Annotated in this window: 22 protein-coding genes and 1 pseudogene; 10 read left to right on the top strand and 13 right to left on the bottom strand. The window is 71.2% G+C overall.

Annotated elements, in window-relative coordinates; all coding sequences use genetic code 11:
• Positions 1-28: 28 nt before the first annotated feature.
• A complete protein-coding gene (locus tag ACIRFH_RS04645; protein WP_403517085.1) occupies positions 29-1,624 on the top strand; it encodes a Na+/H+ antiporter in 1,596 nt (531 codons plus the stop codon).
• A 198-nt stretch (positions 1,625-1,822) separates the two neighbouring features.
• On the opposite strand, the gene ACIRFH_RS04640 is transcribed toward ACIRFH_RS04645, so the two are convergent.
• On the bottom strand, positions 1,823-2,731 hold the full coding sequence (locus ACIRFH_RS04640; RefSeq protein ID WP_403517084.1) for a 1-aminocyclopropane-1-carboxylate deaminase/D-cysteine desulfhydrase: 909 nt from the start codon (positions 2,729-2,731) through the stop codon (positions 1,823-1,825).
• A 39-nt stretch (positions 2,732-2,770) separates the two neighbouring features.
• Entirely contained in the window at positions 2,771-3,361 is a 591-nt protein-coding gene (locus ACIRFH_RS04635; protein WP_403517083.1) for an N-acetylmuramoyl-L-alanine amidase, read from the bottom strand.
• A gap of 297 nt (positions 3,362-3,658) precedes the next feature.
• Between ACIRFH_RS04635 and ACIRFH_RS04630 the strand changes: the two genes are divergently transcribed.
• The 3 genes and pseudogenes from ACIRFH_RS04630 to ACIRFH_RS04620 all read left to right on the top strand — a co-directional run.
• Positions 3,659-5,065: a family 2B encapsulin nanocompartment shell protein gene (locus tag ACIRFH_RS04630; RefSeq protein ID WP_403517082.1), complete on the top strand. Its 1,407-nt coding sequence runs from the start codon at positions 3,659-3,661 to the stop codon at positions 5,063-5,065.
• Between the two features lie 87 nt (positions 5,066-5,152).
• Entirely contained in the window at positions 5,153-6,349 is a 1,197-nt protein-coding gene (locus ACIRFH_RS04625) for a family 2 encapsulin nanocompartment cargo protein polyprenyl transferase (RefSeq protein ID WP_403517081.1), read from the top strand.
• A 164-nt stretch (positions 6,350-6,513) separates the two neighbouring features.
• Positions 6,514-6,756: pseudogene (locus ACIRFH_RS04620) on the top strand (dihydrofolate reductase); the annotation flags it as partial.
• Positions 6,757-6,864: 108 nt separating this feature from the next.
• Here the strand turns inward: ACIRFH_RS04620 and sodN are convergent.
• A complete protein-coding gene (gene sodN / locus ACIRFH_RS04615; RefSeq protein ID WP_356550353.1) occupies positions 6,865-7,260 on the bottom strand; it encodes a superoxide dismutase, Ni in 396 nt (131 codons plus the stop codon).
• A 145-nt stretch (positions 7,261-7,405) separates the two neighbouring features.
• Here sodN and sodX point away from each other — a divergent pair, with 145 nt between their 5' ends.
• Entirely contained in the window at positions 7,406-7,840 is a 435-nt protein-coding gene (sodX, locus tag ACIRFH_RS04610) for a nickel-type superoxide dismutase maturation protease (RefSeq protein WP_403517080.1), read from the top strand.
• Here the strand turns inward: sodX and ACIRFH_RS04605 are convergent.
• Entirely contained in the window at positions 7,744-8,373 is a 630-nt protein-coding gene (locus ACIRFH_RS04605; protein ID WP_403517079.1) for a CGNR zinc finger domain-containing protein, read from the bottom strand. The genes sodX and ACIRFH_RS04605 overlap by 97 nt on opposite strands.
• Before the next feature lie 101 nt (positions 8,374-8,474).
• Between ACIRFH_RS04605 and ACIRFH_RS04600 the strand changes: the two genes are divergently transcribed.
• On the top strand, positions 8,475-9,245 hold the full coding sequence (locus tag ACIRFH_RS04600; RefSeq protein ID WP_403517078.1) for a class I SAM-dependent methyltransferase: 771 nt from the start codon (positions 8,475-8,477) through the stop codon (positions 9,243-9,245).
• A 79-nt stretch (positions 9,246-9,324) separates the two neighbouring features.
• Here ACIRFH_RS04600 and ACIRFH_RS04595 read toward each other — a convergent pair whose 3' ends face one another.
• From ACIRFH_RS04595 to ACIRFH_RS04585, 3 genes are read right to left on the bottom strand one after another with little or no spacing between them, the layout of a single operon-like run.
• Positions 9,325-10,086 carry an amino acid ABC transporter ATP-binding protein gene (locus ACIRFH_RS04595; protein WP_403517077.1) on the bottom strand — a complete coding sequence of 254 codons (762 nt, stop codon included), beginning with the start codon at positions 10,084-10,086 and terminating at the stop codon, positions 9,325-9,327.
• The gene (locus ACIRFH_RS04590; RefSeq protein WP_403517076.1) at positions 10,083-11,030 is read right to left on the bottom strand and encodes an amino acid ABC transporter permease; all 948 of its coding nucleotides are present in this window, start codon (positions 11,028-11,030) and stop codon (positions 10,083-10,085) included. Before ACIRFH_RS04590 ends, ACIRFH_RS04595 begins: the two co-directional genes overlap by 4 nt.
• Before the next feature lie 30 nt (positions 11,031-11,060).
• On the bottom strand, positions 11,061-12,020 hold the full coding sequence (locus tag ACIRFH_RS04585) for an ABC transporter substrate-binding protein (RefSeq protein WP_403517075.1): 960 nt from the start codon (positions 12,018-12,020) through the stop codon (positions 11,061-11,063).
• A gap of 621 nt (positions 12,021-12,641) precedes the next feature.
• Here ACIRFH_RS04585 and ACIRFH_RS04580 point away from each other — a divergent pair.
• From ACIRFH_RS04580 to ACIRFH_RS04565, 4 genes are all read left to right on the top strand, one after another.
• The gene (locus ACIRFH_RS04580) at positions 12,642-13,871 is read left to right on the top strand and encodes an NADP-dependent malic enzyme (RefSeq protein WP_403517074.1); all 1,230 of its coding nucleotides are present in this window, start codon (positions 12,642-12,644) and stop codon (positions 13,869-13,871) included.
• A gap of 331 nt (positions 13,872-14,202) precedes the next feature.
• A complete protein-coding gene (locus ACIRFH_RS04575; protein ID WP_403517073.1) occupies positions 14,203-15,168 on the top strand; it encodes a zinc-binding dehydrogenase in 966 nt (321 codons plus the stop codon).
• Positions 15,169-15,286: 118 nt separating this feature from the next.
• Entirely contained in the window at positions 15,287-15,496 is a 210-nt protein-coding gene (locus ACIRFH_RS04570) for a helix-turn-helix domain-containing protein (protein ID WP_055417899.1), read from the top strand.
• Positions 15,496-16,056, top strand: coding sequence for a Clp protease N-terminal domain-containing protein (locus tag ACIRFH_RS04565; protein ID WP_403517072.1), 561 nt, complete (start codon positions 15,496-15,498; stop codon positions 16,054-16,056). Before ACIRFH_RS04570 ends, ACIRFH_RS04565 begins: the two co-directional genes overlap by 1 nt.
• Before the next feature lie 185 nt (positions 16,057-16,241).
• On the opposite strand, the gene ACIRFH_RS04560 is transcribed toward ACIRFH_RS04565, so the two are convergent.
• From ACIRFH_RS04560 to ACIRFH_RS04535, 6 genes are all read right to left on the bottom strand, one after another.
• Positions 16,242-17,285 carry a helix-turn-helix transcriptional regulator gene (locus tag ACIRFH_RS04560; RefSeq protein WP_403517071.1) on the bottom strand — a complete coding sequence of 348 codons (1,044 nt, stop codon included), beginning with the start codon at positions 17,283-17,285 and terminating at the stop codon, positions 16,242-16,244.
• Position 17,286: 1 nt separating this feature from the next.
• Positions 17,287-18,237: a DUF4097 family beta strand repeat-containing protein gene (locus ACIRFH_RS04555; protein ID WP_403517070.1), complete on the bottom strand. Its 951-nt coding sequence runs from the start codon at positions 18,235-18,237 to the stop codon at positions 17,287-17,289.
• Positions 18,238-18,499: 262 nt separating this feature from the next.
• Positions 18,500-18,682 (bottom strand): DUF6104 family protein, encoded by a 183-nt coding sequence (locus ACIRFH_RS04550; RefSeq protein ID WP_019075209.1) that lies wholly within the window; start codon positions 18,680-18,682, stop codon positions 18,500-18,502.
• A gap of 194 nt (positions 18,683-18,876) precedes the next feature.
• Positions 18,877-22,665 (bottom strand): multifunctional oxoglutarate decarboxylase/oxoglutarate dehydrogenase thiamine pyrophosphate-binding subunit/dihydrolipoyllysine-residue succinyltransferase subunit, encoded by a 3,789-nt coding sequence (locus ACIRFH_RS04545; protein WP_403517069.1) that lies wholly within the window; start codon positions 22,663-22,665, stop codon positions 18,877-18,879.
• Positions 22,666-22,946: 281 nt separating this feature from the next.
• A complete protein-coding gene (locus tag ACIRFH_RS04540) occupies positions 22,947-24,056 on the bottom strand; it encodes a sensor histidine kinase (protein WP_403517068.1) in 1,110 nt (369 codons plus the stop codon).
• A complete protein-coding gene (locus tag ACIRFH_RS04535; RefSeq protein WP_403517067.1) occupies positions 24,053-24,790 on the bottom strand; it encodes a response regulator transcription factor in 738 nt (245 codons plus the stop codon). The genes ACIRFH_RS04540 and ACIRFH_RS04535 overlap by 4 nt, the downstream gene beginning before the upstream one ends.
• Positions 24,791-24,804: the final 14 nt, after the last annotated feature.

Genomic DNA, 24,804 nt, shown 5'->3' with positions numbered 1-24,804 from the left:
CGCGCGGAGAAAAGGGTGGGCGAGAACCATGGACGTGATGCCGCTGCTGTTGCTGGTGGCGGGCAGCGCCGCGATCGCCGCGGCGGGCCGGCGCACCCCGGTGCCGGCGCCGCTGCTGCTGGTCGCGGCCGGTCTGGCGGTCAGCTATGTGCCCGGCGTGCCCGATTACACCCTGGACCCGCACATCGTCCTGCCCCTGCTGCTGCCCCCGCTCCTGTACACGGCGGCCACCGACAGCTCCTACCTCGATCTGCGGGCCCAGCTGCGGCCGGTGGCGCTGCTGTCCGTGGGGTACGTGCTCTTCGCGACGTTCGTCGTCGGCTGCGCCGCCTACCTGATCGTGCCGGGCCTGCCGCTGACCGCCGCGCTGGTGCTCGGCGCGGTGGTGGCCCCGCCGGACGCCGTCGCGGCCACGGCGGTCGCGCGCCGGGTGGGGCTGCCGTCCCGGATCACCACGATCCTCCAGGGCGAGTCCCTGGTGAACGACGCCACCGCGATCACCGCCTACAAGGTGGCCCTCGCGGCGGCGGTCGGCGAGGGCGCCACCTGGGCCGGCGGGATCGGCGAGTTCCTGATCGCCGCGGTCGGCGGCGTCGGCGTCGGACTGGTGCTGATGGTGCCCATCCACTGGCTGCGCACGCACGTGAGGGAGGCGCTGCCGCAGAACACGCTCTCCCTGCTGATCCCGTTCGTCGCGTACGCGGTCGCCGAGCAGGTGCACGCCTCCGGAGTGCTGGCGGTGGTGGTCGTCGCGCTCTATCTCGGCCACCGCGCGTGGGAGGTCGATTTCGCCACCCGGCTCCAGGAGGAGGCGGTGTGGAAGATGGTCGCCTTCGTCCTGGAGTCCGCCGTGTTCGCCCTGATCGGTCTGCAGCTGCCCGTCGTCCTCAAGGGCCTCGGCGCGTACGAGGGTGCCGACGCCGCCTGGTACGCGATCGCCGTCTTCCTGGTCGTCGCCGCGGCCCGGTTCGTGTGGGTCTACCCCGCGACCTACCTGCCGCGGGTGCTGTCGAAGCGCGTCCGCGCGCGCGAGGAGGACTTCGGGTGGAAGGGGCCGTTCGTGATCGGCTGGGCCGGGATGCGGGGCGTGGTCTCGCTGGCCATCGCCTTCTCCATCCCGCTCACCGTGCACGGCGGCGCACCCTTCCCCGAGCGCAACCTCATCCTGTTCCTGACCTTCACCACGGTCATCGGCACCCTGGTCGTGCAGGGCGTGTCCCTGCCGCCCCTGATCCGTCTGCTGAAGTTCCCGCCGCACGACGTGCAGGCCGAGACGCTCGCGGAGGCCAATGCCCAGGCACAGGCCTCCCGGGTCGCCGAACAGCGTCTGGACGACCTGCTCGCCGACGAGCGAAACGCCCTGCCCGCGCCTCTGGCCGACCGCCTGCGCACGGTCATGGAACGCCGTCGCAACGCCGTCTGGGAACGCCTCGGCCAGGCCAACCCCGTCACCGGCGAGACCGTCGACGACACCTACCGGCGGCTGTCCCGCGAGATGATCAGCGCCGAGCGCGAGGTGTTCGTCCGGCTGCGGGACGGCCGGTACATCGACGACGAGATGCTGCGGACGCTGCTGCGCCGCCTGGACCTGGAGGAGGCGGCGGCGTACCGGGAGGCGGCGTAGGGCGGCCGGTCCGCGTCCCCCCGACACCGGAGCGCGCCCGCCGCCCGCACCGGACGGAGCGACGGCGCCGGGGCGCGCCTGGCGCAGGCGACGAGAGGATGCTGGCCGGGAGGGACCGAGAACGACGGGCCTGGCCCGGTGGCCCGGTGGTCCGGTGGCTCGGTGGCTGGGTCTCGCGGATGCCGGTTCGGGCGCCTGTCAGGGGAAGGGGCGGCCGGTGACGACCGCGGCGAGGGTCGTCCCCCGGGGGAAGGCGCCCTCCTCGGTCAGGGCGAGCAGGCCGTACAGCATCTTGGCGACGTAGACGCGCTCGACGGGAAGGCCGTGACGCCGTTCGAAGTCCTCGGCGAACGAGTCCAGCTCGGGCGTGACGCGGGCGTAACCGCCGCAGTGGAAGCGCTCGTCGAGGCTCCAGGTGCCGCGGGGCCCGCCGAACGCCCGCTGCTGGAGCCCGCGCACCTCGTCGGCCAGGAAGCCGCCCTTGAGCACGGGTATCCCGAGCGCCCGCCGGCCCCGGGGGAGTCCGGCGGCCAGCCCGGCGAGCGTGCCGCCGGTGCCGCAGGCGAGCGCGACGACATCGGCGTGCCCGGCCAGTTCCTCGCCGAGCGCCCGGCAGCCGCGGACGGCCGCGGCGTTGCTGCCGCCCTCGGGGACGACGACCGCGTCCTCGGCCCCGGCCGCCCGCAGCAGGGCCGCCAGGGTCCCGGGCTCGGCCTTGCGGCGGTACACCGAGCGGTCGGCGAAGTGCAGCCGCATGCCGTCGGCCACGCACCGGGCCAGGGAGGGGTTGAGCGGCCGGCCGGCCAGCTCGTGGCCGCGCACCACACCGACCGTGGACAGCCCGAGCAGCCTGCCCGCTGCGGCCGTGGCACGCAGGTGGTTGGAGTACGCGCCGCCGAAGGTGACGACGGTACGGCCGCGCGCCGTGGCGAGATTCGGCGCGAGTTTGCGCCACTTGTTGCCGACCAGGTCCGGATGGATCAGATCGTCGCGCTTCAGCAGCAGCCGCACCCCGCGCCGCTCGAACCGCTCGTCCACGGCCTCCTGCAACGGCGAGGGCAGCCGGGGGCGCAGGACGGCGAGGTCGGACGGATCGGCGCTGGTCACCCTGCCATTGTCACGCGGCTTCGGGCGCGGCGTGACCGGTCACTTCAGCCGGTCCCGGATCCGCGCCCGCAGCGCGGCCATCGTGAACCCCCTCGGGTCCACCTTCCCCGGCTGCCACTCCAGGTGGCCGATGACGGAACGTTCCGTCCACCCGTGATGACGGCAGACCGCGGCCGCGACCCGCTCGATCGCCTCCAGCTGCACCTCCGGCCAGGGGTCCTCGCCGTCGCCCAGGTTCTCGCACTCGAAGCCGTAGAAGTGCCGGTTCCCGTCGGTGTTCGCCTCGTTGTCCCGGGGCAGCGCCTTCTCCGCGATCACCGCGCGCAGGACGTCGTCGTCGCCGAGCCCGGCGTGGTTGGCCCGGCCGTAGCCGACCAGGTGGACCCTGCCGTCCTTGGTGACGACCCCGTGGCACAGCGGTCCCGGCAGACCCTCGTAGCCCTTGCGGCAGATCTCGACGGTCCGCGCGCTGCCCTTGGTGACCGTGTGGTGGATCATCACGCCGTGGACGGGGCCCCACGGACCCTTGTGGTTGCGGTTGTGGTGCCGCCAGTCGCCGACCTCGACGACGGTGAGACCCTCCGCCTTCAGGGCCTTGAGGAAACTGCCCGCGGACATGGGTGAGGCCATGGCCGACTCCTTCGCACTGCGCGACGACCGCCGGGCGCGACCGCCTCGTACGGTGCTTGTACCGAAACGGGGCCGCCCCTACGACTCGTTCGGACCGTGTGCGAGCCGATCCGGACAATCCCGGGCCGGCGGGGTACGGCCCCGCACGGACGGGCGAGCCCGTCTTCCTGCCCAGGCCGGCAGTGATCCATTCCCGCTCTTTCGTGTAATAGCACCGGCACGCTCCGTGAGGAAGGCTGGACCACGCACATCGATGTCGGGCGCAGGCGTCCGGCATGACCGGGAGGGCAATTCCTTATGTCGGTAGGCGAAGAGGTCCGCACCGAGCAGACCAGGCCGCAGCAGAGCCTCGGCACGGCGGCCGCGCGGAACCTGGCCACCACGACCAAGTCCGTACCCCAGATGCAGGAGATCAGCTCGCGCTGGCTGCTGCGCACGCTTCCCTGGGTGGACATCCAGGGCGGCACGTACCGGGTGAACCGGCGTCTGACCTTCGCCGTCGGCGACGGCCGGGTGACGTTCGTGAAGACGGGCGACCGCGTCGAGGTCATCCCCGCGGAGCTGGGCGAGCTGCCGGCCCTGAGGTCGTACGAGGACGAGGAGGTCCTGTCGGAGCTCGCCCAGCGCTGCGAGCAACGGGAGTTCGGCCCGGGAGAGGTGATCGCCTCGTTCGGCGCCCAGGCCGACGAGGTCTACCTGCTGGCGCACGGCAAGGTCGAGAAGGTCGGCACCGGTCCGTACGGCGACGACGCGGTCCTCGGAGTCCTCGCCGACGGCGCCTACTTCGGCGACCAGGCACTGCTCGACGGGGACGCCATCTGGGAGTACACCGCCCGCACGGTGACCGCCTGCACGGTGCTCGTACTGCCCCGCCAGGAGGTGGAGCGGGTCGCGGAGCGCGCGGACTCCCTGCGCGAGCACATCCAGCGGCAGCGCTCGATCCCCCGGCAGCGCACCAACAAGCACGGTGAGAAGGCCATCGACCTCGCCGCCGGCCACCGCGGCGAGCCGGACATCCCGCACACCTTCGTCGACTACGAGGCCCGGCCCCGCGAGTACGAACTGAGCGTCGTCCAGACCGTGCTGCGCATCCACTCGCGCGTGGCCGACCTCTACAACCAGCCGATGAACCAGACGGAGCAGCAGATCCGGCTGACGGTGGAGGCGTTGAAGGAACGCCAGGAGCACGAGCTCATCAACAACCGCGAGTTCGGGCTGCTGCACAACTGCGAGTACGACCAGCGGCTCCAGCCCCACGACGGCGTGCCCGGCCCGGACGACCTGGACGAACTGCTCAGCCGCCGGCGTGGCACCAAGCTGCTCCTCGCCCACCCGCGGGCGATCGCCGCCATCGGGCGTGAGCTCAACAAGCGCGGGCTGGTCCCCGAGACGATCGACATCGCCGGCAACCGCATCCCCACCTGGCGCGGTGTGCCCATCTACCCCTGCAACAAGATCCCGGTCACCGAGGCCCGCACGACCTCGATCATCGCGATGCGCACCGGCGAGGCGGACCAGGGGGTCATCGGTCTGCGGGCCACCGGCATCCCGGACGAGATCGAGCCGAGCCTGTCGGTGCGGTTCATGGGCATCAACGAACAGGCCATCATCAAGTACCTGGTCACGGCCTACTACTCGGCCGCGGTCCTCGTGCCCGATGCGCTCGGCGTCCTGGAGAACGTCGAGATCGGCCGCTGGCGGTGACGGCTGTCTCCCGAACGCCGTGTTCCCGCCCGCACGGGCGGGTACATCCCCGGGGTACGGAGGTGGACGCATGGGGGAGCTGAGCCGATGACGGAGACAGCGCAGGGTGCCGCCGAGGTGCCTCGCCCCACAGGGATCCTGGAACGGCACGGGTCCATCGGCGGGCAGCGCGGCCAGGAGCCGGGGGCGGCGCCCGTCGGGCCCGGGCCTGTGGTGGCCGGCGGACGCGAGGCCGCGGTGTCCGACGGAATGTCCGACGGGCACGAGGCGGTGGAGCTCCTGCGCCGGTCGCGGGCCTCGGTCGATCCCGAACTGCGGTCCGCCCTCGCGTCGCTCCCCACCGTCATGCGCCGGGTCGCGCTCTACCACTTCGGCTGGCAGCACGCGGACGGCACACCCGCCTCGGGGAACGCGGGCAAGGCGATCCGTCCCGCCCTCGTGCTCACGTCGGCCGCCGCGCTCGGCGGGGAGGGGGCCCGGGCGGCGGCGGTGCGGGCGGCGGCGGCGGTGGAGCTGGTCCACAACTTCACGCTGCTGCACGACGACGTGATGGACCGGGACGTCACCCGCCGTCACCGGCCGACCGCCTGGACCGTGTTCGGCGACGCCGACGCGATCCTCGCGGGGGACGCTCTGCAGGCGCTGGCCCTGCGGCTGCTCGCGACGGACCCGCACCCGGCGTCCGCCACGGCGGCCGCCCGGCTGGCGGACTGCGTCATCGAGCTGTGCGAGGGGCAGCAGGCGGACACCGCCATGGAACGGCGCCGTCCCGACGAGGTCACCCTCGCCGAGACACTCGCGATGGCCGAGGCGAAGACCGGCGCGCTGCTGGGATGCGCCTGCGCACTCGGCGCGCTGTACGCCGGCGCGTCCGACGAGGACGTCCGGGCGCTGGACGCCTTCGGCCGCGAGGCCGGCCTGGCCTTCCAGCTCATCGACGACATCATCGGCATATGGGGCGACCCGGGCCGCACCGGGAAACCGGTCGGCGCGGACCTGGCCGCCCGCAAGAAGTCGCTGCCCGTGGTCGCCGCCCTCGCCGCCGGCACCCCGGAGGCCGCCGCCCTCGCCGAGCTGTACGCGGCACCGTACGCGGAGGACGAGGAGGACCTGGAACGCACGGCGCTGGCCGTGGAGCGGGCGGGCGGCCGGGACTGGGCGCAGGCCCAGGCGGCCGACCGGATGGCGCGGGCCATGCAGGAGCTCGCCCGCGCGGTGCCCGAGCCGGAGGCGGCGGGGGGCCTGCTCGCGCTGGCCGAGTTCGTGACCCGGCGCAGCACCTGACGGCCACGGCCGCGCGAGACCCCGGAGCACGCACAGGGCCGTTCGGCACCTGATCGCCGGACCGCACCACCGAGGGCTCCGGTCCGGCGGGCCCCGCACCACCTCACGGTGCGCAGGGTCCACCACCCCGCAGAGGTACCGCACGGAGCAGGCGGCCGACCTCGATCATCTCGACGGACCTGGTCGGCAGGGTCCGCGCGCTGAAGGGAGAGGACGGCGGCCTCGGCGTCTACCTGCGCGGTGGGTCCGTCGTCGCCGACGAGCTGGTCGTCAAGACGTACCCCGCCGTGCTGGGTACCGGCATGCCGATGTTCCGCTCCGGCTTCGGGGTCTTCGAGTTCACGGCGGAGCCGGTACGGGTGTTCGGCAACGGCGCCACGGCGCGGATGTACAGCAGGAAGCGCTGAGCCGCACGCCGAAGGGGCCCGGCCGCTCGTGCGGCCGGGCCCCTTCGGGCTGTCCGTCGGCCTGCGATGGTGCACCGATCGCCGGCGTGCGGAGAGACTGCCTGGACGTCAGGCCTTCTTGGTCTCCCAGAAGATCTTGTCGATCTGGGCGATGTAGTCCAGCGCCTTCTGGCCGGTGGCCGGGTCGGTCGACGCCTTGGCGGCCGACAGGGCCTTCAGGGTGTCGTTGACCAGCTGGTGCAGCTCCGGGTACTTCTCGAAGTGCGGGGCCTTGAAGTAGTCGCTCCACAGCACGGAGACGTGGTGCTTCGCGAGCTCGGCGCGCTGCTCCTTGATGACCGTGGCACGCGCCTGGAAGTGCGGGTCGTCGTTGCCGGCCATCTTCTCCTGGACGGCCTTGACCGACTCCGCCTCGATGCGGGCCTGGGCCGGGTCGTACACGCCGCAGGGCAGGTCGCAGTGGGCGCTGACCGTGACCTTGGGGGCAAACAGGCGGGAAAGCATGGAGCGTTCCTTCCTCGTGATCGTCTTCTCAGGGGGGACATTACTCCCTGGGAGGCGCGTTTTCGCGAGTGCCCCCGTGGGCTTAGGACAAAAGTCCGGGGTGAGACTGAGACTGGTGGAGGAAAGACCGGGGAGGTGCCGGGTGATGCCGGAGCTGTCGCAGGGGACCGAGCGGGCGAGAGGGCCGCTGCCGTTCGGGCCGGCCGAGGTGACCGGGCCGTCGATGATGCCCACGCTGCACCACGGGGACGTGCTCCTCGTGCACTGGGGGGCCAGGGTCGGGCCCGGTGACGTGGTCGTGCTGCGGCATCCCTTCCAGCAGGACCTGCTGGTCGTCAAGCGGGCGGTGGAGCGGCGCGGGGCCGGCTGGTGGGTGCTCGGGGACAATCCCTTCGCCGGCGGCGACAGCACCGACTACGGGGCGGTTCCCGAGGACCTCGTACTGGGCAGGGTGAGGTTCCGCTACCGGCCGCGGCGGCCCGGTCAGCGCTCGCCGCTCGCCGTGGCCCGCTGGGCCGTCTCGGCGCTCAGGCCGGTGCTGTCCGACCGGTCCGCCTCCAGGCGCTTGCGGGCGCGGTAGGCCGCCACGTTGGCGCGGGTGGCGCAGCGGTCGGAGCAGTAGCGCCGGGAGCGGTTGGTGGAGGTGTCCAGGTAGGCGTTGCGGCAGGGGGACGCCTCGCACAGGCCCAGGCGGTCCACGCCGTACTCGGTGAGGTGGAAGGCCAGGCCCATCGCGGCGATGGCGGCGAAACCGGCGGTCGCGTTGGACGGGTGGTCCGCCAGGTGCATGTGCCACAGGGGGCGGCCGTCATCGTCGCGGTGGTCGTGGCCGGAGATCTGCGGGCTCACCGGGAACTCCAGGAGCAGGGAGTTGAGGAGGTCCACGGCGAGCGTCTCGTCGCCCTCGTCGGCCGCCTCGAAGACCGCGCGCAGCCGTCCCCGGACCGAGCGGAACCGGGTCACGTCCGAGTCCGTGGCCCGGCGGGCCGCCGACTGGTTGGCGCCGAAGAGTTCACGGACGGCCTCGACCGAGGTCAGGGAGTCCTGCCCCCGCGTCGGCTCCTCGGTGTTGACGAGACGTACGGCGTAATCCGAGTAATAGGCCAGTTCCACTTGTAGTCCTTACGGAGGGGCTCTATGGTCGTGCCTGCGGTCAGGTAACAGCTGATCGTGCTTCCAGGGTATTACGTACGTCGACGTGACGGAGGGGCTCGATGACGGACGCGGAGACCACCACGACCGGTACCGACTGGAACGCCTGGCAGGCGAGCTGGGACCGGCAGCAGGAGTGGTACATGCCGGACCGCGAGGAACGGTTCCGGATCATGCTCGACATGGTCGAGGCCCTGACCGGCCCCGCACCGCGCGTGCTCGACCTCGCCTGCGGCACCGGCACCATCACCGCCCGGCTGCTCGCCCGGTTCCCGGACGCCGTCAGCACCGGCGTGGACCTCGATCCCGCGCTCCTCGCCATCGCCGAGGGCACCTTCGCCGGTGACGACCGGGCCTCCTTCGTCACCGCCGACCTCAAGGACCCCGACTGGCCGGCGAAACTGCCGTACGACTCCTACGACGCCGTCCTGACCGCGACGGCCCTGCACTGGTTCCACGCCGAACCCCTCGCAGCCCTCTACGGTCGGGTCGCGGAGCTGGTCCGCGACGGCGGAGTCTTCATGAACGCGGACCACATGATCGACGAGACCACGCCCCGGATCAACGCGGCCGAGCGCGCGCTGCGGCACGCCCGCATGGAGGAAGCGAAGCGGGACGGCGCCCTCGACTGGGCCGAATGGTGGCAGCTCGCCGCGAAGGACCCCGTCCTCGCCGAGCCCACGGCCCGGCGCTTCGAGATCTACGGCGAGCACGCCGACGGCGATACGCCCTCGGCCGCGTGGCACGCGCGCGTGCTGCGTGAGAAGGGCTTCGGCGAGGTGCGGCCGGTGTGGTGCTCCCCGTCGGACACGCTGCTGCTGGCGCTGAAGTAGGACCGCACGGCGAGGGGCGGTACGGATCTCCGTACCGCCCCTCGCCGTGCGCGCGTGCTCAGCGGACCTCGGACAGGACTCAGAGGACCTTGGACAGGAACGACTTGGTCCGCTCGTGCTGCGGGTCGGTCAGCACGTCGCGCGGGTTGCCCGACTCGACCACCACGCCGCCGTCCATGAAGACCAGGCTGTCGCCCACCTCGCGGGCGAAGCCCATCTCGTGGGTGACCACGATCATCGTCATGCCGGACTCGGCCAGGTCGCGCATGACGTCGAGGACGTCACCGACCAGCTCCGGGTCGAGGGCCGAGGTCGGCTCGTCGAACAGCATCAGCTTCGGGTCCATCGCCAGCGCCCGCGCGATCGCGACCCGCTGCTGCTGGCCGCCGGAGAGCTGCGAGGGGTAGTTGCCGGCCTTGTCGCCCAGGCCCACGCGCTCCAGGAGCTGCATCGCGCGCTCCCGTGCGTGGCCCCTGTTCGCCCCCTTGACCTGGACCGGCGCCTCCATGACGTTCTCCACGGCCGTCATGTGCGGGAACAGGTTGAAGCGCTGGAAGACCATGCCGATGTCCCGGCGCTTGAGGGCGACCTCGCTGTCCTTGAGCTCGTAGAGCTTGTCGCCCTTCTGGCGGTAGCCGACCAGCTCGCCGTCGACGTACAGACGCCCGGCGTTGATCTTCTCGAGGTGGTTGATACACCTGAGGAAGGTGGACTTGCCGGAGCCGGAGGGGCCGATGAGGCAGAACACCTCGCCCGACTTCACCTCCAGGTCGATGCCCTTGAGGACCTCGACGGGACCGAAGGACTTGTGGACGCCCTCGGCCTTCACCATGGCGGTCATGCGGCACCTCCAGCCTTGGGCCGGTTCGACAGGGACAGCAGGTTCGCCCTGACCTTCTGCCACGGGGTCGCCGGCAGGCTGCGGCTGGAGCCGCGGGCGTAGTGACGCTCCAGGTAGTACTGGCCGACGCTGAAGACGGAGGTCAGCAGCAGGTACCAGGCCGCGGCCAGGAACAGCATCTCGGCCGGGGCGCCGGAGGTCTGGCCGATGTCCTGGGCGGCGCGGAGCAGCTCGGGATACTGCACGACCGACACCAGCGAGGTCGTCTTCAGCATGTTGATGACCTCGTTGCCCGTCGGCGGCACGATCACGCGCATCGCCTGCGGGATGACGATCCGGCGCAGCGTCTTGGACTGGCTCATGCCGAGCGCGTGCGCCGCCTCGGTCTGGCCCTCGTCGACCGCGAGCAGACCGGCGCGGCAGATCTCCGCCATGTACGCGGCCTCGTTGAGGCCGAGACCGAGCAGCGCCGTCAGGAACGGCGTCATGAAGTCCGACCACTCGTCGCGGTAGACCGGGCCCAGGTTGATGTACTCGAAGACCAGGCCCAGGTTGAACCAGACGATCAGCTGCACCAGGACCGGGGTGCCGCGGAAGAACCAGATGTAGAACCACGCGATGGACGAGGTCACCGGGTTCTTCGACAGCCGCATCACGGCGAGCAGGATGCCGCCGACGATGCCGATCAGCATGGCCAGCACCGTCAGCAGCAGTGTCTTGCCCATGCCGGACAGGATGCGGTCGTCGAAGAAGTAGTCCGGGATCGCGCCCCAGTTGATCTTGCCCTGGGAGAACGCGTAGACGACCGCGGCCAGCAGCGCGATCGCCACCACCGCGGAGACGTAGCGTCCGTAGTGCCGGACCGGGATGGCCTTGATGGCCTCCGGCCCGGCCGGCGGGGTACCGGCCGGGCCGCCCGCCGTCTTGTCGATGTCAACAGTCACGGAAGTTGCCTTTCAGAGCCCGGCGCACGCTCACTTGCCGCCGTTGATGGTGGCCTGAGCGACGGCGCCTTCCGCCACGCCCCACTTGTCCATGATCTTCTTGTACTCGCCGTTGGCGATGACCGCGTCCAGCGCCGCCTTCAGGGCGTCGCGCAGCTGGGTGTTGTCCTTGGCGACCGCGATGCCGTACGGCGCGGCCTCGACCTGCTCGCCGACGAGCTGGAAGTCGTTGCCGCCGCCGGAGGTCTTCACCGCGTACGCCGCGACCGGGAAGTCGGAGGAGCCGGCGTCGGCGCCGCCCGCGCGCAGGCGGGTCTGGGCCTGCTGGTCGTTGTCGAAGGCCTCCATGGAGATCTTCTTGCCGGCCGGGCACTTCGCGTTCTCGGACTTGGCGAGGTCCTCCGAGACGGTGCCCCGCTGCACCACGAGCTTCTTGCCGCACAGGTCGGTCCAGGTCTTGACGCCCCGGTCGTCGCCCTTCTTGGTGTAGATCGAGACACCGGCGGTGAAGTAGTCGACGAAGTCGACGCCCTGGCCGACCTTCTTGCCGGTGTCGGGGTCGATCCCCTCCTGGCGGTCCTTGGTGTCGGTCATCGCGGACATGGCGATGTCGTAGCGCTTGGAGCGCAGACCGGTGATCAGGGTGTCGAAGGTGCCGTTCTCGAACTCGAACGTCACGCCGAGCTGCTTGCCCATGGCGGCCGCCAGGTCGGGGTCGATTCCGGCCGTCCTGCCGGAGTCGTCCTTGAACTCGACCGGAGCGTAGGCGATGTCGGAACCGACCTTGATGACGCCCTTGTCGCGGACCGACTGGGGCAGCCTGTCGGCCAGCGGGGCGCTCACGGCGGACCGGTTGCCGCTGCCGGAGTCGCTTTTGTCGGTCTGGTCGCCGCATCCGGCGAGCAGCAGAGCGCCTGCGACCGCGATCGCACCGACCGCTGCTGGCCGGGACTGCGCGGCGGTCGTACGACGGGTGGAGCTTGCGGTCATGGTGGTTCCTCCGGCGGATGATGGAGTTGCCGATGGGACGGGACGCCGGCCGGGGGACCGGCAGACGCCGTGGGTCGACGAGAGCACACGCCTTCGAATGCCGCGACCTCGTGCGATGACGGCATCTTGCCATTCGGACTCGGCCGTCCAGGGGAGTCGTCATGTCAAAATCGGATAACGGGTGTCCCCCCGAACTGCACCAGGCCGGTACATCACGACCGAACCTTTGCGGGAAACAGTCCTTCCAGCCGGAAGTTCTTCGGCATTTATCGCTGTGCGGGCACGGTTCGCGGCTGTGCGCCCCCGTCGAGGCGCTGCTCTCCGGGGCTGTCAAGAGGCACCGGGAAGTTGACCGGATACCCGGCTATGAGTCATGTCACCGACATGCGACGTGCGGCGTCCGACATGTGAGCTTGCCCTTATCGGACTCGTCGCGGGAGGCGTCCGTCGGGTAAGAAGGTTCTTTACACCCCTCATCAGGGGCTCAGGGCGCGTGTGCGGCGCGCCCGTCGCGCAGGGGCCCATGCGCATCAACGTGCCATGTCCCTGGGCGGTGCCCGCCCACCCCTCACCAGGAGTGGACAAACCCTCAAACCATGAACACCTAAGGGGTAAGACAAAGTGGCAGCGGAGATCGTCAATCCTCGCAGCGACAGCGACGTCAGTGCGGACCAGGAGACCGGGGCGGAGCCCCTCGACTCCTTCGACCCGGCGTTCGCGCTGCACCGCGGCGGCAAGATGGCCGTGCAGGCCACCGTGCCGATCCGCGACAAGGACGACCTGTCCCTGGCGTACACGCCCGGCGTCGCGAAAGTGTGCAGCGCGATCGCCGAGCAGCCCGACCTCGTGCACGACTACACGTGGAAGTCGTCGGTCGTGGCGGTCGTGACGGACGGTACGGCGGTGCTGGGACTCGGGGACATCGGGCCCGAGGCCTCTCTTCCGGTGATGGAAGGGAAGGCGATCCTTTTCAAGCAGTTCGGCGGCGTGGACGCGGTCCCGATCGCGCTGGACTGCACGGACGCCGACGAGATCGTCGAGACGGTGGTGCGCCTCGCGCCCTCGTTCGGCGGAGTCAACCTGGAGGACATCTCGGCGCCGCGGTGCTTCGAGATCGAGCGCAAGCTCCAGGAGCGGCTGGACATCCCGATCTTCCACGACGACCAGCACGGTACGGCGGTCGTGACGCTGGCGGCGCTGCGGAACGCGGCGCGGCTGAGCGGGCGGACGCTGGGTGAGCTGCGGGCGGTGATCTCCGGTGCGGGCGCGGCCGGTGTCGCCATCGCCAAGATGCTGGTCGAGGCCGGCATCGGGGACGTCGCGGTCGCCGACCGCAAGGGTGTCGTCTCGGCGGACCGGGACGACCTGACGCCCGTGAAGCAGGAGCTGGCCTCCTTCACCAACAAGGCCGGGCTGTCCGGCTCGCTGGAGGCGGCCCTGGCGGGCGCCGACGTCTTCATCGGCGTCTCCGGCGGTACGGTCCCGGAGCCGGCGGTGGCCTCGATGGCCGAGGGCGCGTTCGTGTTCGCCATGGCCAACCCGAACCCCGAGGTGCACCCGGAGGTCGCGCACAAGTACGCGGCGGTCGTGGCGACGGGACGGTCGGACTTCCCGAACCAGATCAACAACGTGCTGGCGTTCCCGGGCATCTTCGCGGGCGCGCTGCAGGTGCGGGCGTCGCGGATCACCGAGGGCATGAAGCTCGCGGCGGCCGAGGCGCTGGCCTCCGTCGTGGGGGACGACCTCGCGCCGGACTACGTCATCCCGTCCCCGTTCGACGAGCGCGTCGCGCCGGCCGTCACGGCGGCGGTGGCGGCGGCGGCCCGGGCGGAGGGGGTTGCGCGCCGGTGACGGTGTGACGCGTGTGCGGTGAACGGCCTCGTCCTGGACGGACGGGGCCGTTTGCTGCAGGGGGTGGGCGGACCGGGCCGGGGCCGGGTCGGTGGGGTCGGCTCGGCGATCGGGGCGGGCGTGTGGCCCGGCGTTGCGGTGTGCCTCCCCCCGGAGGGGGAGCCCCGGCACCCACCCGTACCGCCCCTCGGGGTACCCCCTCCGGGGGCGGCGCGACTGCCCGCAGCTGCCGGGAGGGGCTGCTCGCAGGGTGGTGACGTTGTGGCAAGAGGGTGTGTGTCACAGGGGCGTACGGTTTCGGATGGCGGGGACGGACCCTATCGTCAGGGCCATGTTCGCTGTCTACGCCGCCCGAATCGACCCCGACCAGCCGCTGAACGGTCTGGAGTTGGGGGAGCGTCCGGCCCCCGAGGCCCGTCCCGGCTGGAGTGTCGTCGATGTCCGGGCCGCCTCCCTCAATCACCACGACCTGTGGTCCCTGCGAGGTGTCGGCCTCCCGGAGGACCGGCTGCCGATGATCCTCGGCTGCGACGCCGCCGGTGTCGACGCCGACGGCAACGAGGTCGTCCTGCACTCCGTGATCGGCCAGACCGGCCACGGGGTCGGCCCCGAGGAGCCCCGCTCCATCCTCACCGAGCGCTACCCGGGGACGTTCGCCGAGCAGGTCGCCGTGCCGGCCTGGAACATCCTGCCGAAGCCGAAGGAGCTCTCCTTCGAGGAGGCCGCCTGCCTTCCGACCGCCTGGCTGACGGCCTACCGGATGCTGTTCACCAACGCCGGGGTGCGTCCCGGTGACTCCGTGCTGGTGCAGGGCGCCGGCGGCGGGGTCGCCACGGCCGCGATCGTGCTCGGCAAGGCCGCGGGGCTGCGGGTCTTCGCCACCAGCCGGGACGAGGCCAAACGGAAGCGGGCCCTGGAGCTGGGCGCGGTGGAGGCCGTCGAGCCCGGCGCGCGGCTGCCGCAGCGGGTCGACGCCGTCATCGAGACCGTGGGTGCCGCGACCTGGTCCCACTCGGTGAAGTCGCTGCGGCCCGGAGGCACGCTCGTCATCTCCGGCGCCACCAGCGGCGACCGGCCCTCCCACGCCGAGCTGACCCGGATCTTCTTCCTGGAGCTCAAGGTCGTCGGTTCCACGATGGGCACCAAGGACGAACTGGAGGATCTCCTGTCCTTCTGCGCCGCCACCGGCGTCCGCCCGGTCATCGACGAGGTGCTCCCGCTGGACCGGGCCCGGGAGGGCTTCGAGCGGATGGCGTCCGGCGGGCTGTTCGGCAAGATCGTGCTCAGCGCGTCCTGATCCCTTGCCGGACCGTGTGCGGCGGGTCCGGTTCTCCGGGCCCGCCGTTCACGTTCCCGCACGGGAGAATGTGTCAAAGAAGGTTGACACGCCGAGGCTGTCAACCTATGTTGACATCATGAGTGAAGCTACGGATCTCGCCGCACGTGCGGGTGACCGCGATCCTCGGGTCGGGCTGCGGGCCGTCGCCGCACTGCGCAGGCTGCTGGAGCAGCTGGAGGCGGTGCAGGTGCGCAGCGCGCGCAACCAGGGCTGGTCGTGGCAGGAGATCGCCACGGAACTCGGGGTCAGCAGGCAGGCCGTGCACAAGAAGTACGGGAGGCATTGATGTTCGAGCGGTTCACGAAAGACGCCCGGGCCGTGGTCCAAGGGGCCGTCGAGCACGCCGAACGGGCGCGGGCGCAGACCGTCGGCGCCGAGCACCTGCTGCTCGCCCTGCTGGACCGGGAGGGCAGCCGCGCCTCGTTCGCGCTGACGGCACTCGGGGCGGGCGAGGACCGGGAGCCGGTACGCCGGGCCCTGGAGGAGGCACGGCGGCGGGCCGGCTTGTCGCAGGCCGAGACCGAGGCGCTCGCCGGGCTCGGGATCGACGTCTCGGAGATCGTCGCCCGGGTGGAGGAGGCCCATGGCGTCGGCGCGATGTCCGGCGACCGGAAGGACAAGCGGTGGTGGTCCGGGCAGCGCAGCTTCGGCCGGGACGCCAAGGAGGTGCTGGAAAAGGCCCTGCGCATCGCCGTCGCCCGGCGTGATGGGCACATCGGGGACGAGCATCTTCTCCTCGCCCTGACCGTCCGTCCCGGTGTGCCCGCCGAGGTGCTCGCCGACCACGGGGTGACCCACGAGTCGGTGACCAGGGTGCTCGGCGGCGGGGGAGAGGCCTGCGCCTGACCCGGATGCCGTGGGCGGGTCACCCGGCGGCTGCCAGGCACCTCCCCGAGCCGCCGACGGGAGCGCATGTCCCGGCAGGGCGACACGCAGGCGGCGTGTCGCCGGGACGTTCGCTCCCGTCACCGTGGCCGCGCCGGGATGCGCCCGCGTCCTGACGATGCGGGCCCCTCTCGTATCCGTCCTGTTCAGGCCTTCGGGGTCCGCAGGAGCGCCCCGATGCGGGCCGCCGCGGTCGACAGCTCGCGGCGGGCCTCGCGGACCTGGTCGGCCGTGACGCCGTGGTCGCGGGCCGTGTCGCGGATGTCGTCCCGGAAGCGGTCCAGCAGCCGGTCCAGGTCGCGGGCCGGGTCTCCGGTGGACTCCGCGGTGTCCTCGTGGGTCCACGTCGGCACGTATGCCGCCGGGAAGTCCCCGGGAGTGCGGGAGTGGTCCGGCCGGGAGGCGGACGTGCCGGTGTCGGTGCGGCCGAAACCCCAGTCCCTGCCGAGGTCCTTGCCGAAGTCCTTTCCGAACTCGCCGACCTCCTTGGCCAGTTCGCCCAGGCCCTCGCGCAGTCCCGTCGGCCAGTCGCCCCGTGAGAAGTGGGTCTGCATCTGCTCCTGGACCCGCCGGGTGATGCGCTGCACCTCCTCCTGCACCTGGGCGCGGGCCCGCTCCTGCGCCTCCTGGGCCTGGCGGCGGGCCCGCTGGGCCTCGTCGCGGGCGCGGCGGCTCTCGTCCTTGGCGCGGCGGGCCTGCTCCTTCCACTCCTGCTTGGCCCGGCGCATCTCCTCCTTGGCGGCGCGCCACGCCTCCTTGTCCCCGACGTCCGCACCGTCACCGAGGTTCGTGCCGGTGCCGCGGCGGGCCTCGCCGGCCGCCGCCCGCATCTCGCGGCGCAGATCACCGGCCGCGCCGCGCACATCGGCCCGGATCTCGGCCGCGAGCTCGGCGACCGAGTCGCGGATCTCCACCTCCAGGTCGGCCAGCTCGCCGCTGCGGTCGGCCAGCTCGGCGCGGCCCGCGTCGGTGATGGTGTACACCTTGCGGCCGCCTTCGGTGGTGTGGGTGACCAGGCCCTCGGCCTCCAGCTTGGCCAGGCGCGGGTACACCGTGCCCGCCGACGGCGCGTAGAGGCCCTGGAAACGCTCCTCGAGGAGCCGGATCACCTCGTAGCCGTGGCGGGGGGCCTCATCGAGCAGCTTCAGGAGGTACAGGCGGAGGCGGCCGTGGGCGAAGACGGGAGGCATGTCAGAGCACCTTCTTGTCGGTCGTGCCGTCGGCCGGGGCGTCGGTGGAGCCGTCGTTCCGGCCGGAAGCGGAATTGTCCCCCGAGTCGCTCCGTGGGTCGCCCGCCGGGCCGGTGCCCCCCGGCACCGCCTCCCACGGTGTCTCCTCCGCCGCCGGCCGGCGCAGCAGGGCGATCGAGCCGGAGACCGTCGTGGCCTGCAGCCGGCCGTTGCCCGAGCCGAGCCGGCCGGTGATCCGCTTGGTGCCCCACTGGCCGGTCACCCGGAGGTCCTCGAAGGCGTTGGAGACCGTGCCCCTGGTGGTGCTGGCCTCCACCTCGGTGTCGGCCGCCCGGGGCAGCCGGATGGCGATCTCGCCCGAGACGCTGGTGAGACTGATGTCGGTGGATCCGTCGGCCGGATCGAGGTCCACGATCATCGAACCGCTCACCGAGTCCGCCCTCACGGACGAACCGGCCTCCACCACGGTCAGGTCCCCGGAGACGGAGTGGAAGCGGAAGTCCCCGGTGAGCGTCTGGGCCTCCAGACTGCCCGAGACCGTGTCCGCGCGGACCGGTCCCGTGAGGCTCACCAGGGTGGTGTCCCCGGTGACGCCCTTCACCTCGGTGCGGCCGTCGATGCCGGAGACGACGGCCGCGGCGCCGACGACGCCCACCTCCACGCGGGTGCGGGCGGGGACGGCCAGGGAGACCACCGCGCTGCGGCGCCAGTGCTTGCGTTCGAGCCACTTGAGGAAGCCCTTCCAGGGCAGGTCCTCGTAGGCCACCGTGAGCGTGCCGCCCTGGTGGGTCACGATCAGGGGCGGGCCCTCGATCTCGGACACCTCCAGGCGGGCGGAACCCTCGTTCGTGCCCACGACGTTCACCGTTCCGTTGACGATGCGTACCTGGAGCTCGTTCACGGGCTCGTCGAAGGAGAGCTTCCCGGGCTCCGCGACGGACCACTCGGACATGGTGCAGACCTCCTGACCGAACGCGCCATATCGCGTCCTTCGTCATTCACGATATATCGCGGTGGTCGAAAGTCAAGACACCCGTTCCGGTGGCCGACGGCCGGCCGGAGCGCCGGAGCAGCCACGGTTCGCGGGCACGCCGAAGGGCCCGCACCCCAAGCTGGAGAGCGGGCCCTCGGCCGCCGGCAGAAGCCCTCAGGACAGGCGAACGGGGTGCCGGTCCGGCACCCCGCGGGAGAACGACCCAGGAAGGACCTCGTCCCTACTCGTCGTCGTCCTCGTCGTCCAGCCGCGCCAGCCACGTCGCCAGCCGTTCCACCGGCACCTCGAAGTCCGGGTTGAGGTCGACGAAGGTCCGCAGCTGCTCGGCGAGCCACTCGAAGGTGACCTCTTCCTCGCCGCGCCGCTTCTCCAGTTCCTCGATGCCGCGGTCGGTGAAGTACAACGTGCTCTCCGTCGGATGGGTCGACTGGGTCGAACGGGTCGGATATCGGGTGTCGCTACCAGGATAGGCGTGGCCGGCGCCCACTCGTCCGGCCGTGCCCGGTAGCAGGCGCAGGGGCCCGGGAGTACGCGCAGGGGCCCGGCCCGCGTTCGGCGAACGCGGGCCGGGCCCCTCACATCAGGCCGTACGAGGGATCAGGCCTCGAACACCTCACGCACCAGCTGCTCCTGCTCGGCCTGGTGCCGCTTGGCGGAACCGACGGCCGGGGACGAGCTGTGCGGACGCGAGATGCGGCGCAGGCGCTCGCCGTGCGGGACGTCGGCGCCGACCGCCAGGTCCAGGTGGTCGATCAGGTTGAGCGCGATGAACGGCCAGGCACCCTGGTTCGCCGGCTCCTCCTGGGCCCACAGGTACTTCTCGGCGTTCGGGTACTTGGCGATCTCCGCCTGGAGCTCGGCACCCGGCAGCGGGTACAGGCGCTCGATGCGGATGATGGCCGTGTCCGTGACGCCGCGCTTCTTCCGCTCGGCCTCCAGGTCGTAGTAGACCTTGCCGGCGCAGAAGACGACCTTCTTGACCGCGGACGCCTCGACCGAGTCGTCGCCGACGACCGGCTGGAAGCGGCCCGTCGTGAACTCCTCCGCCTTCGAGGCCGCCGCCTTCAGGCGCAGCATCGACTTCGGGGTGAAGACGACCAGCGGCTTGTGGTGCGGGTTGTGCACCTGCCACCGCAGGAGGTGGAAGTAGTTCGCCGGCGAGGTCGGCATCGCGACCGTCATGTTGTTCTGCGCGCACAGCTGGAGGAAGCGCTCCGGGCGGGCCGAGGAGTGGTCCGGGCCCTGGCCCTCGTAGCCGTGGGGAAGCAGGAGGACCACACCGGAGGTCTGGTTCCACTTCTGCTCCGCCGACGAGATGAACTCGTCCACGACCGTCTGCGCGCCGTTGACGAAGTCGCCGAACTGCGCCTCCCACATGACCAGGGCCTCGGGGCGGGCCAGCGAGTAGCCGTACTCGAAGCCCATCGCCGCGTACTCGGACAGCAGGGAGTTGTAGACGTTGTACCGGGCCTGGTCCTCGGCCAGGTACAACAGCGGCGTGAACTCGTTGCCCGTCTCGCGGTCGATGATGACCGCGTGCCGCTGGCCGAAGGTGCCGCGCTGCGAGTCCTGGCCCGCCAGGCGCACCGGCACGCCCTCCAGCAGGAGGGAGCCGACGGCGAGGGTCTCGCCCATGCCCCAGTCGATCGTGCCGTCCTCGACCATCGCCGCCCGGCGCTGCAGCTGCGGCAGCAGGCGCGGGTGGACGGTGACGTGGTCGGGGATGTTGACCTGGGACTCGGCGATCCGCTTGACGACCTCGGCGGAGACCGCGGTGTTCACGGAGACCGGGAACTCGGCCTGCGGGTCGGAGGACTCCACGGCCGAGGGCTGCGAGGTGGCCTCGCGGACCTCGGTGAAGACCTTCTCCAGCTGGCCCTGGTAGTCCTGCAGCGCCTGCTCGGCCTCTTCCAGGGTGATGTCGCCGCGGCCGATCAGGGACTCGGTGTACAGCTTGCGCACCGAGCGCTTGCGGTCGATCAGGTCGTACATCAGCGGCTGGGTGAAGGCCGGGTTGTCGGACTCGTTGTGACCGCGGCGGCGGTAGCAGATGAGGTCGATCACCACGTCCTTGTTGAACGCCTGGCGGAACTCGAAGGCCATGCGCGCGACGCGCACGACGGCCTCCGGGTCGTCGCCGTTCACGTGGAAGATCGGGGCCTCGATCATGCGGGCCACGTCCGTCGCGTACATGGAGGAACGCGAGGACTCGGGGGCCGCGGTGAAGCCGACCTGGTTGTTGATGACGACGTGGACCGTGCCGCCGGTGCGGTAGCCCCGCAGCTGCGACATGTTCAGGGTCTCGGCCACCACGCCCTGGCCCGCGAAGGCCGCGTCGCCGTGGATCGCCACCGGCAGGACGGTGAAGTCCGTGCCGCCCTTGTTGATGATGTCCTGCTTGGCGCGCGCGACGCCCTCCAGGACCGGGTCCACCGCCTCCAGGTGCGAGGGGTTGGCCACCAGCGAGACCTTGATCTGGTCTCCGTCCAGGCCCGTGAAGGTGCCCTCGGCGCCCAGGTGGTACTTCACGTCACCGGAGCCGTGCATCGACTTCGGGTCGAGGTTGCCCTCGAACTCGCGGAAGATCTGCGCGTACGACTTGCCGACCACGTTGGCCAGCACGTTCAGCCGGCCGCGGTGGGCCATGCCGATGACGACCTCGTCCAGGCGGGACTCGGCCGCCGAGTCGATGACCGCGTCCAGCAGCGGGATGACGGACTCGCCGCCCTCCAGGGAGAACCGCTTCTGACCGACGTACTTGGTCTGCAGGAAGGTCTCGAAGGCCTCCGCCGCGTTCAGCCGGCGCAGGATGCGCAGCTGCTCCTCGCGCTCCGGCTTGGAGTGCGGGCGCTCCACGCGGTCCTGGATCCACTTGCGCTGCTTGGGGTCCTGGATGTGCATGAACTCGATGCCGGTGGTGCGGCAGTACGAGTCGCGCAGCACGCCGAGGATGTCGCGCAGCTTCATCATCGACTTGCCGGCGAAGCCGCCGACGGCGAACTCGCGCTCCAGGTCCCACAGGGTGAGCCCGTGCTCGGTGATGTCCAGGTCGGGGTGCTTGCGCTGCTGGTACTCCAGCGGGTCGGTGTCGGCCATGACGTGGCCGCGGACCCGGTAGGAGTGGATCAGCTCGAAGACGCGGGCGGCCTTGGTGACGTCGTCGTCGTGCGAGGCGTCGATGTCCTTGAGCCAGCGGACCGGCTCGTAGGGGATGCGCAGCGCCTCGAAGATCTCGTCGTAGAAGCCGTTCTCGCCGAGGAGGAGGTTGGCGACCTGGCGCAGGAACTCGCCGGAGGCGGCGCCCTGGATGACCCGGTGGTCGTAGGTCGACGTGAGCGTCATGACCTTCGAGATGCCGAGCTTGTTCAGGGTGTCCTGGCTGGTGCCCTGGAACTCCGCCGGGTAGTCCATGGAGCCGACGCCCATGATCACCGACTGGCCGGGCATCAGGCGCGGCACGGAGTGGACGGTGCCGAGACCGCCCGGGTTGGTCAGGGAGACGGTGACGCCGGTGAAGTCGTCCATCGTCAGCTTGCCCTCGCGGGCGCGGCGGACGATGTCCTCGTAGGCCTGCCAGAACTCGAAGAAGTTCATGGTCTCGGCCTTCTTGATCGCCGCGACGACCAGCTGGCGGTCGCCGTTGGGCTTGACCAGGTCGATGGCGAGACCGAGGTTGACGTGCGGCGGCTTGATGAGCGTCGGCTTGCCGTCCTTCTCGCCGAACGCGTAGTTCATCGCCGGCATGGCCTTGATGGCCTGCACCATCGCGTAGCCGATCAGGTGCGTGAAGGAGATCTTCCCGCCCCGGGCGCGCTTGAGGTGGTTGTTGATGACGATGCGGTTGTCGAACAGCAGCTTCACCGGGACGGCGCGCACGGACGTGGCCGTGGGCAGCTCCAGGGAGGCGTTCATGTTCTTGGCGACCGCGGCGGCCGGGCCGCGCAGCGTCACCAGTTCGGGCCCCTCGGGAGCCTCCTTGGCGGGCTCGGTCTTCGCCTGCGGCTTCGCGGCCTGCGGGGCGGCGGGCTTCGCGGCCGGAGCGGCCGGGGCCGCGGCGGCGGGCCGGGCCGCCGGCTGCGCGGGGGCGGCGGCCGGCTGGGGAGCCGCCGGTGCCTGGGCCGGGGCGGGCTGCGCGGGAGCGGCCGGGGCGGCCTGCGGCGTGCTCGTGGTCGCGGGGCCGGACGGGGCCTGGGCGGCGGGCGCCCCTGGCTTGTAGTCGGCGAAGAAGTCCCACCAGGCACGATCCACGGAGTTCGGATCCTGGAGGTACTGCTGATAGATCTCGTCGACGAGCCACTCGTTGGCACCGAACGCGGCAGCGGGGTTCTTGCCCGCTTGGTCGGTGTCGGTCGAGATGCTCGAGTTACTGGGGGACTGTGGCGACACGGCGAGAACCGCCCTCTTCCGCTTCACAAGGTGGTGGACAGCGGGAATCAAGGCTACGCCTCCCCGGACCGGAAGGTCAGACCGGGCCCGTTCAACGTCGCGTAAGTCACATCGCAGAGCGTGTTTCGGTGCTGGAAATGGCGGGAAACAAGCGAGGTTCTGTTGCGTCTGGGAAGGGGAGACCCGGGCCCGGCGCGAAGAAGGCGCGGCCCTGTGCCTGATCACACGTGTCCGTCAGGGCGAACGTCTGTGGATCTTGGCGCTCCGTTTCGAACCCTATGTCAACTCGACGCCGGAGGCAGGCCCGGAAGAGTGATGAGAATGCGGCAGCCCCGCTCGGATTCGGCCACACCGATCCGGCCGCCGTGCAGATCCACCGCCCAGCGGGCGATCGCCAGGCCGAGTCCGGTGCCGCCGTCGCTGCCCGGGCCGTGCGGCCGGGACACCGCGCCCCGGTTGAACCGCTCGAACACCCGTCGCCACTCCGACCGCGGAATGCCGGGCCCCTCGTCCAGGACCTCCAGCTCGAGGGACTCCGGCTGTGCCCCGGCCCGCGCCCTGACCGTCACCCGGCCGTGCGGCGGACTGTGCTTGACCGCGTTGTCGATGAGGTTGGCGACCACCTGGTGGATGCGCTCGGGGTCGGCGTGGGCGGTCAGGCCGGCCGGGAACACGTCGAGGGCCAGATGCACGTCGGTGCGCGTGTGGCTGCCGGACCCGGACGCGATGCCCGCGCGCGCCGAGGCGACCATGTTGGCCTCCTTCAGCACACCCGACAGGTACGGCCACACCTCGAAACGCCGCTTCTTCAGCGGGACGACGCCGTTGTCCAGCCGGGAGAGGTCCAGCAGCGTCTCCACCAGCCGGCCGAGCCGCTCGGTCTGCTTCAGGGCCGTGCGCATGGTCTCCGGGTCGGCCTCGGTGACGCCGTCGACGATGTTCTCCAGCACCGCGCGCAGACCCGCGATGGGGGTGCGCAGCTCGTGCGAGACGTTCGCCACCAGCTCCTTGCGCTGGAGGTCCTGGGCCTCCAGGTCGTCGGCCATGCGGTTGATCGTGACGGCGAGGTCGCCCAGCTCGTCGCGGCGGTTCTCGCGCACCCGGCGCGTGTAGTCGCCGTGCGAGATGGACCGGGCGACGGCGTTCATCTCGTCCAGCGGCGCGGTCAGCGAGTGCGCCACGAACTGAGTGATCAGCAGCGTGGCGATCATCGAGAAGACCGTGATGAAGCGCAGCTCCGTCTTGGTGTGCACCGCGATCACCGACAGACCGGTGGTGATCAGCACCGACGTGACGACCAGCGCGCCCAGCTTGGTCTTGATCGAGAACGGGCGTACGCCGCCCCAGGGTGCCCCGGGGCTCCTCCGTGCGGCTTCCCGTTCCGGACTCATGGGGTCGGCGTCTCCAGCGCGTAGCCCACACCGTGCACGGTGCGGATGCGCTCGGCCCCGATCTTGCGGCGCAGCGCCTTGATGTGGCTGTCGACGGTCCGGGTGCCCGAGGCGTCCGCCCAGTCCCAGACCTCGGCCAGCAGCTGCTCGCGGGAGAGCACCGCGCGCGGGGTGTTCGCCAGGCACACCAGCAGGTCGAACTCGGTGGGCGTCAGGTGGACGTCCTCGCTGCGCACCCGCACCCGGCGCTGCGCGTGGTCGATCTCCAGCTCACCGAGGCGCAGGATGCCGCTGCGCGGCGTCGAGGCGGCCACGACGGCCCGCTCCACCCGGCGCAGCAGCACGTGCACGCGCGCGGCCAGCTCGCGCATCGAGAACGGCTTGGTCATGTAGTCGTCGGCACCCACGCCGAGGCCGACCAGCATGTCCGTCTCGTCGTCGCGGGCGGTGAGCATCAGCACCGGCACCGGCCGCTGGGCCTGCACGCGGCGGCAGACCTCCAGGCCGTCGAAGCCGGGCAGCATGATGTCGAGGATCAGCAGGTCGGGCTGCCAGGCCTCGGCCGTGTCGACGGCGGCCGGGCCGTCGCCCGCCGTTTGCACCAGGAACCCCTCGGCGCGCAGGCGGGTCGCGATGGCGTCCACGATCGTCTGGTCGTCCTCGACCACCAGCACCCGGCGCTGTGCGCCCTGGGTCGCCGCCGTGCCGTTGTGGGAGGTCTGTGTCTGTTCCATCGCCCGCCCCTGAG

Origin of the sequence: Streptomyces sp. NPDC093586, assembly GCF_044764905.1 — a bacterium.
GTDB lineage: Bacteria > Actinomycetota > Actinomycetes > Streptomycetales > Streptomycetaceae > Streptomyces.
This window is presented reverse-complemented; position numbering and strand designations above follow the sequence as displayed.

What these genes read in the sequence shown, in the direction of transcription:
- ACIRFH_RS04555 (WP_403517070.1), bottom strand. Translation starts at nt 18,237, where the DNA reads ATGTCCGAGTGGTCCGTCGCGGAGCCCGGGAAGCTCTCCTTCGACGAG.
- ACIRFH_RS04630 (WP_403517082.1), top strand. Translation starts at nt 3,659, where the DNA reads ATGTCGGTAGGCGAAGAGGTCCGCACCGAGCAGACCAGGCCGCAGCAG.
- ACIRFH_RS04575 (WP_403517073.1), top strand. Translation starts at nt 14,203, where the DNA reads ATGTTCGCTGTCTACGCCGCCCGAATCGACCCCGACCAGCCGCTGAAC.
- ACIRFH_RS04535 (WP_403517067.1), bottom strand. Translation starts at nt 24,790, where the DNA reads ATGGAACAGACACAGACCTCCCACAACGGCACGGCGGCGACCCAGGGC.
- ACIRFH_RS04600 (WP_403517078.1), top strand. Translation starts at nt 8,475, where the DNA reads ATGACGGACGCGGAGACCACCACGACCGGTACCGACTGGAACGCCTGG.
- ACIRFH_RS04645 (WP_403517085.1), top strand. Translation starts at nt 29, where the DNA reads ATGGACGTGATGCCGCTGCTGTTGCTGGTGGCGGGCAGCGCCGCGATC.
- ACIRFH_RS04565 (WP_403517072.1), top strand. Translation starts at nt 15,496, where the DNA reads ATGTTCGAGCGGTTCACGAAAGACGCCCGGGCCGTGGTCCAAGGGGCC.
- ACIRFH_RS04625 (WP_403517081.1), top strand. Translation starts at nt 5,153, where the DNA reads ATGACGGAGACAGCGCAGGGTGCCGCCGAGGTGCCTCGCCCCACAGGG.
- ACIRFH_RS04635 (WP_403517083.1), bottom strand. Translation starts at nt 3,361, where the DNA reads ATGGCCTCACCCATGTCCGCGGGCAGTTTCCTCAAGGCCCTGAAGGCG.
- sodN (WP_356550353.1), bottom strand. Translation starts at nt 7,260, where the DNA reads ATGCTTTCCCGCCTGTTTGCCCCCAAGGTCACGGTCAGCGCCCACTGC.
- ACIRFH_RS04585 (WP_403517075.1), bottom strand. Translation starts at nt 12,020, where the DNA reads ATGACCGCAAGCTCCACCCGTCGTACGACCGCCGCGCAGTCCCGGCCA.
- ACIRFH_RS04540 (WP_403517068.1), bottom strand. Translation starts at nt 24,056, where the DNA reads ATGAGTCCGGAACGGGAAGCCGCACGGAGGAGCCCCGGGGCACCCTGG.
- sodX (WP_403517080.1), top strand. Translation starts at nt 7,406, where the DNA reads ATGCCGGAGCTGTCGCAGGGGACCGAGCGGGCGAGAGGGCCGCTGCCG.
- ACIRFH_RS04595 (WP_403517077.1), bottom strand. Translation starts at nt 10,086, where the DNA reads ATGACCGCCATGGTGAAGGCCGAGGGCGTCCACAAGTCCTTCGGTCCC.
- ACIRFH_RS04570 (WP_055417899.1), top strand. Translation starts at nt 15,287, where the DNA reads ATGAGTGAAGCTACGGATCTCGCCGCACGTGCGGGTGACCGCGATCCT.
- ACIRFH_RS04560 (WP_403517071.1), bottom strand. Translation starts at nt 17,285, where the DNA reads ATGCCTCCCGTCTTCGCCCACGGCCGCCTCCGCCTGTACCTCCTGAAG.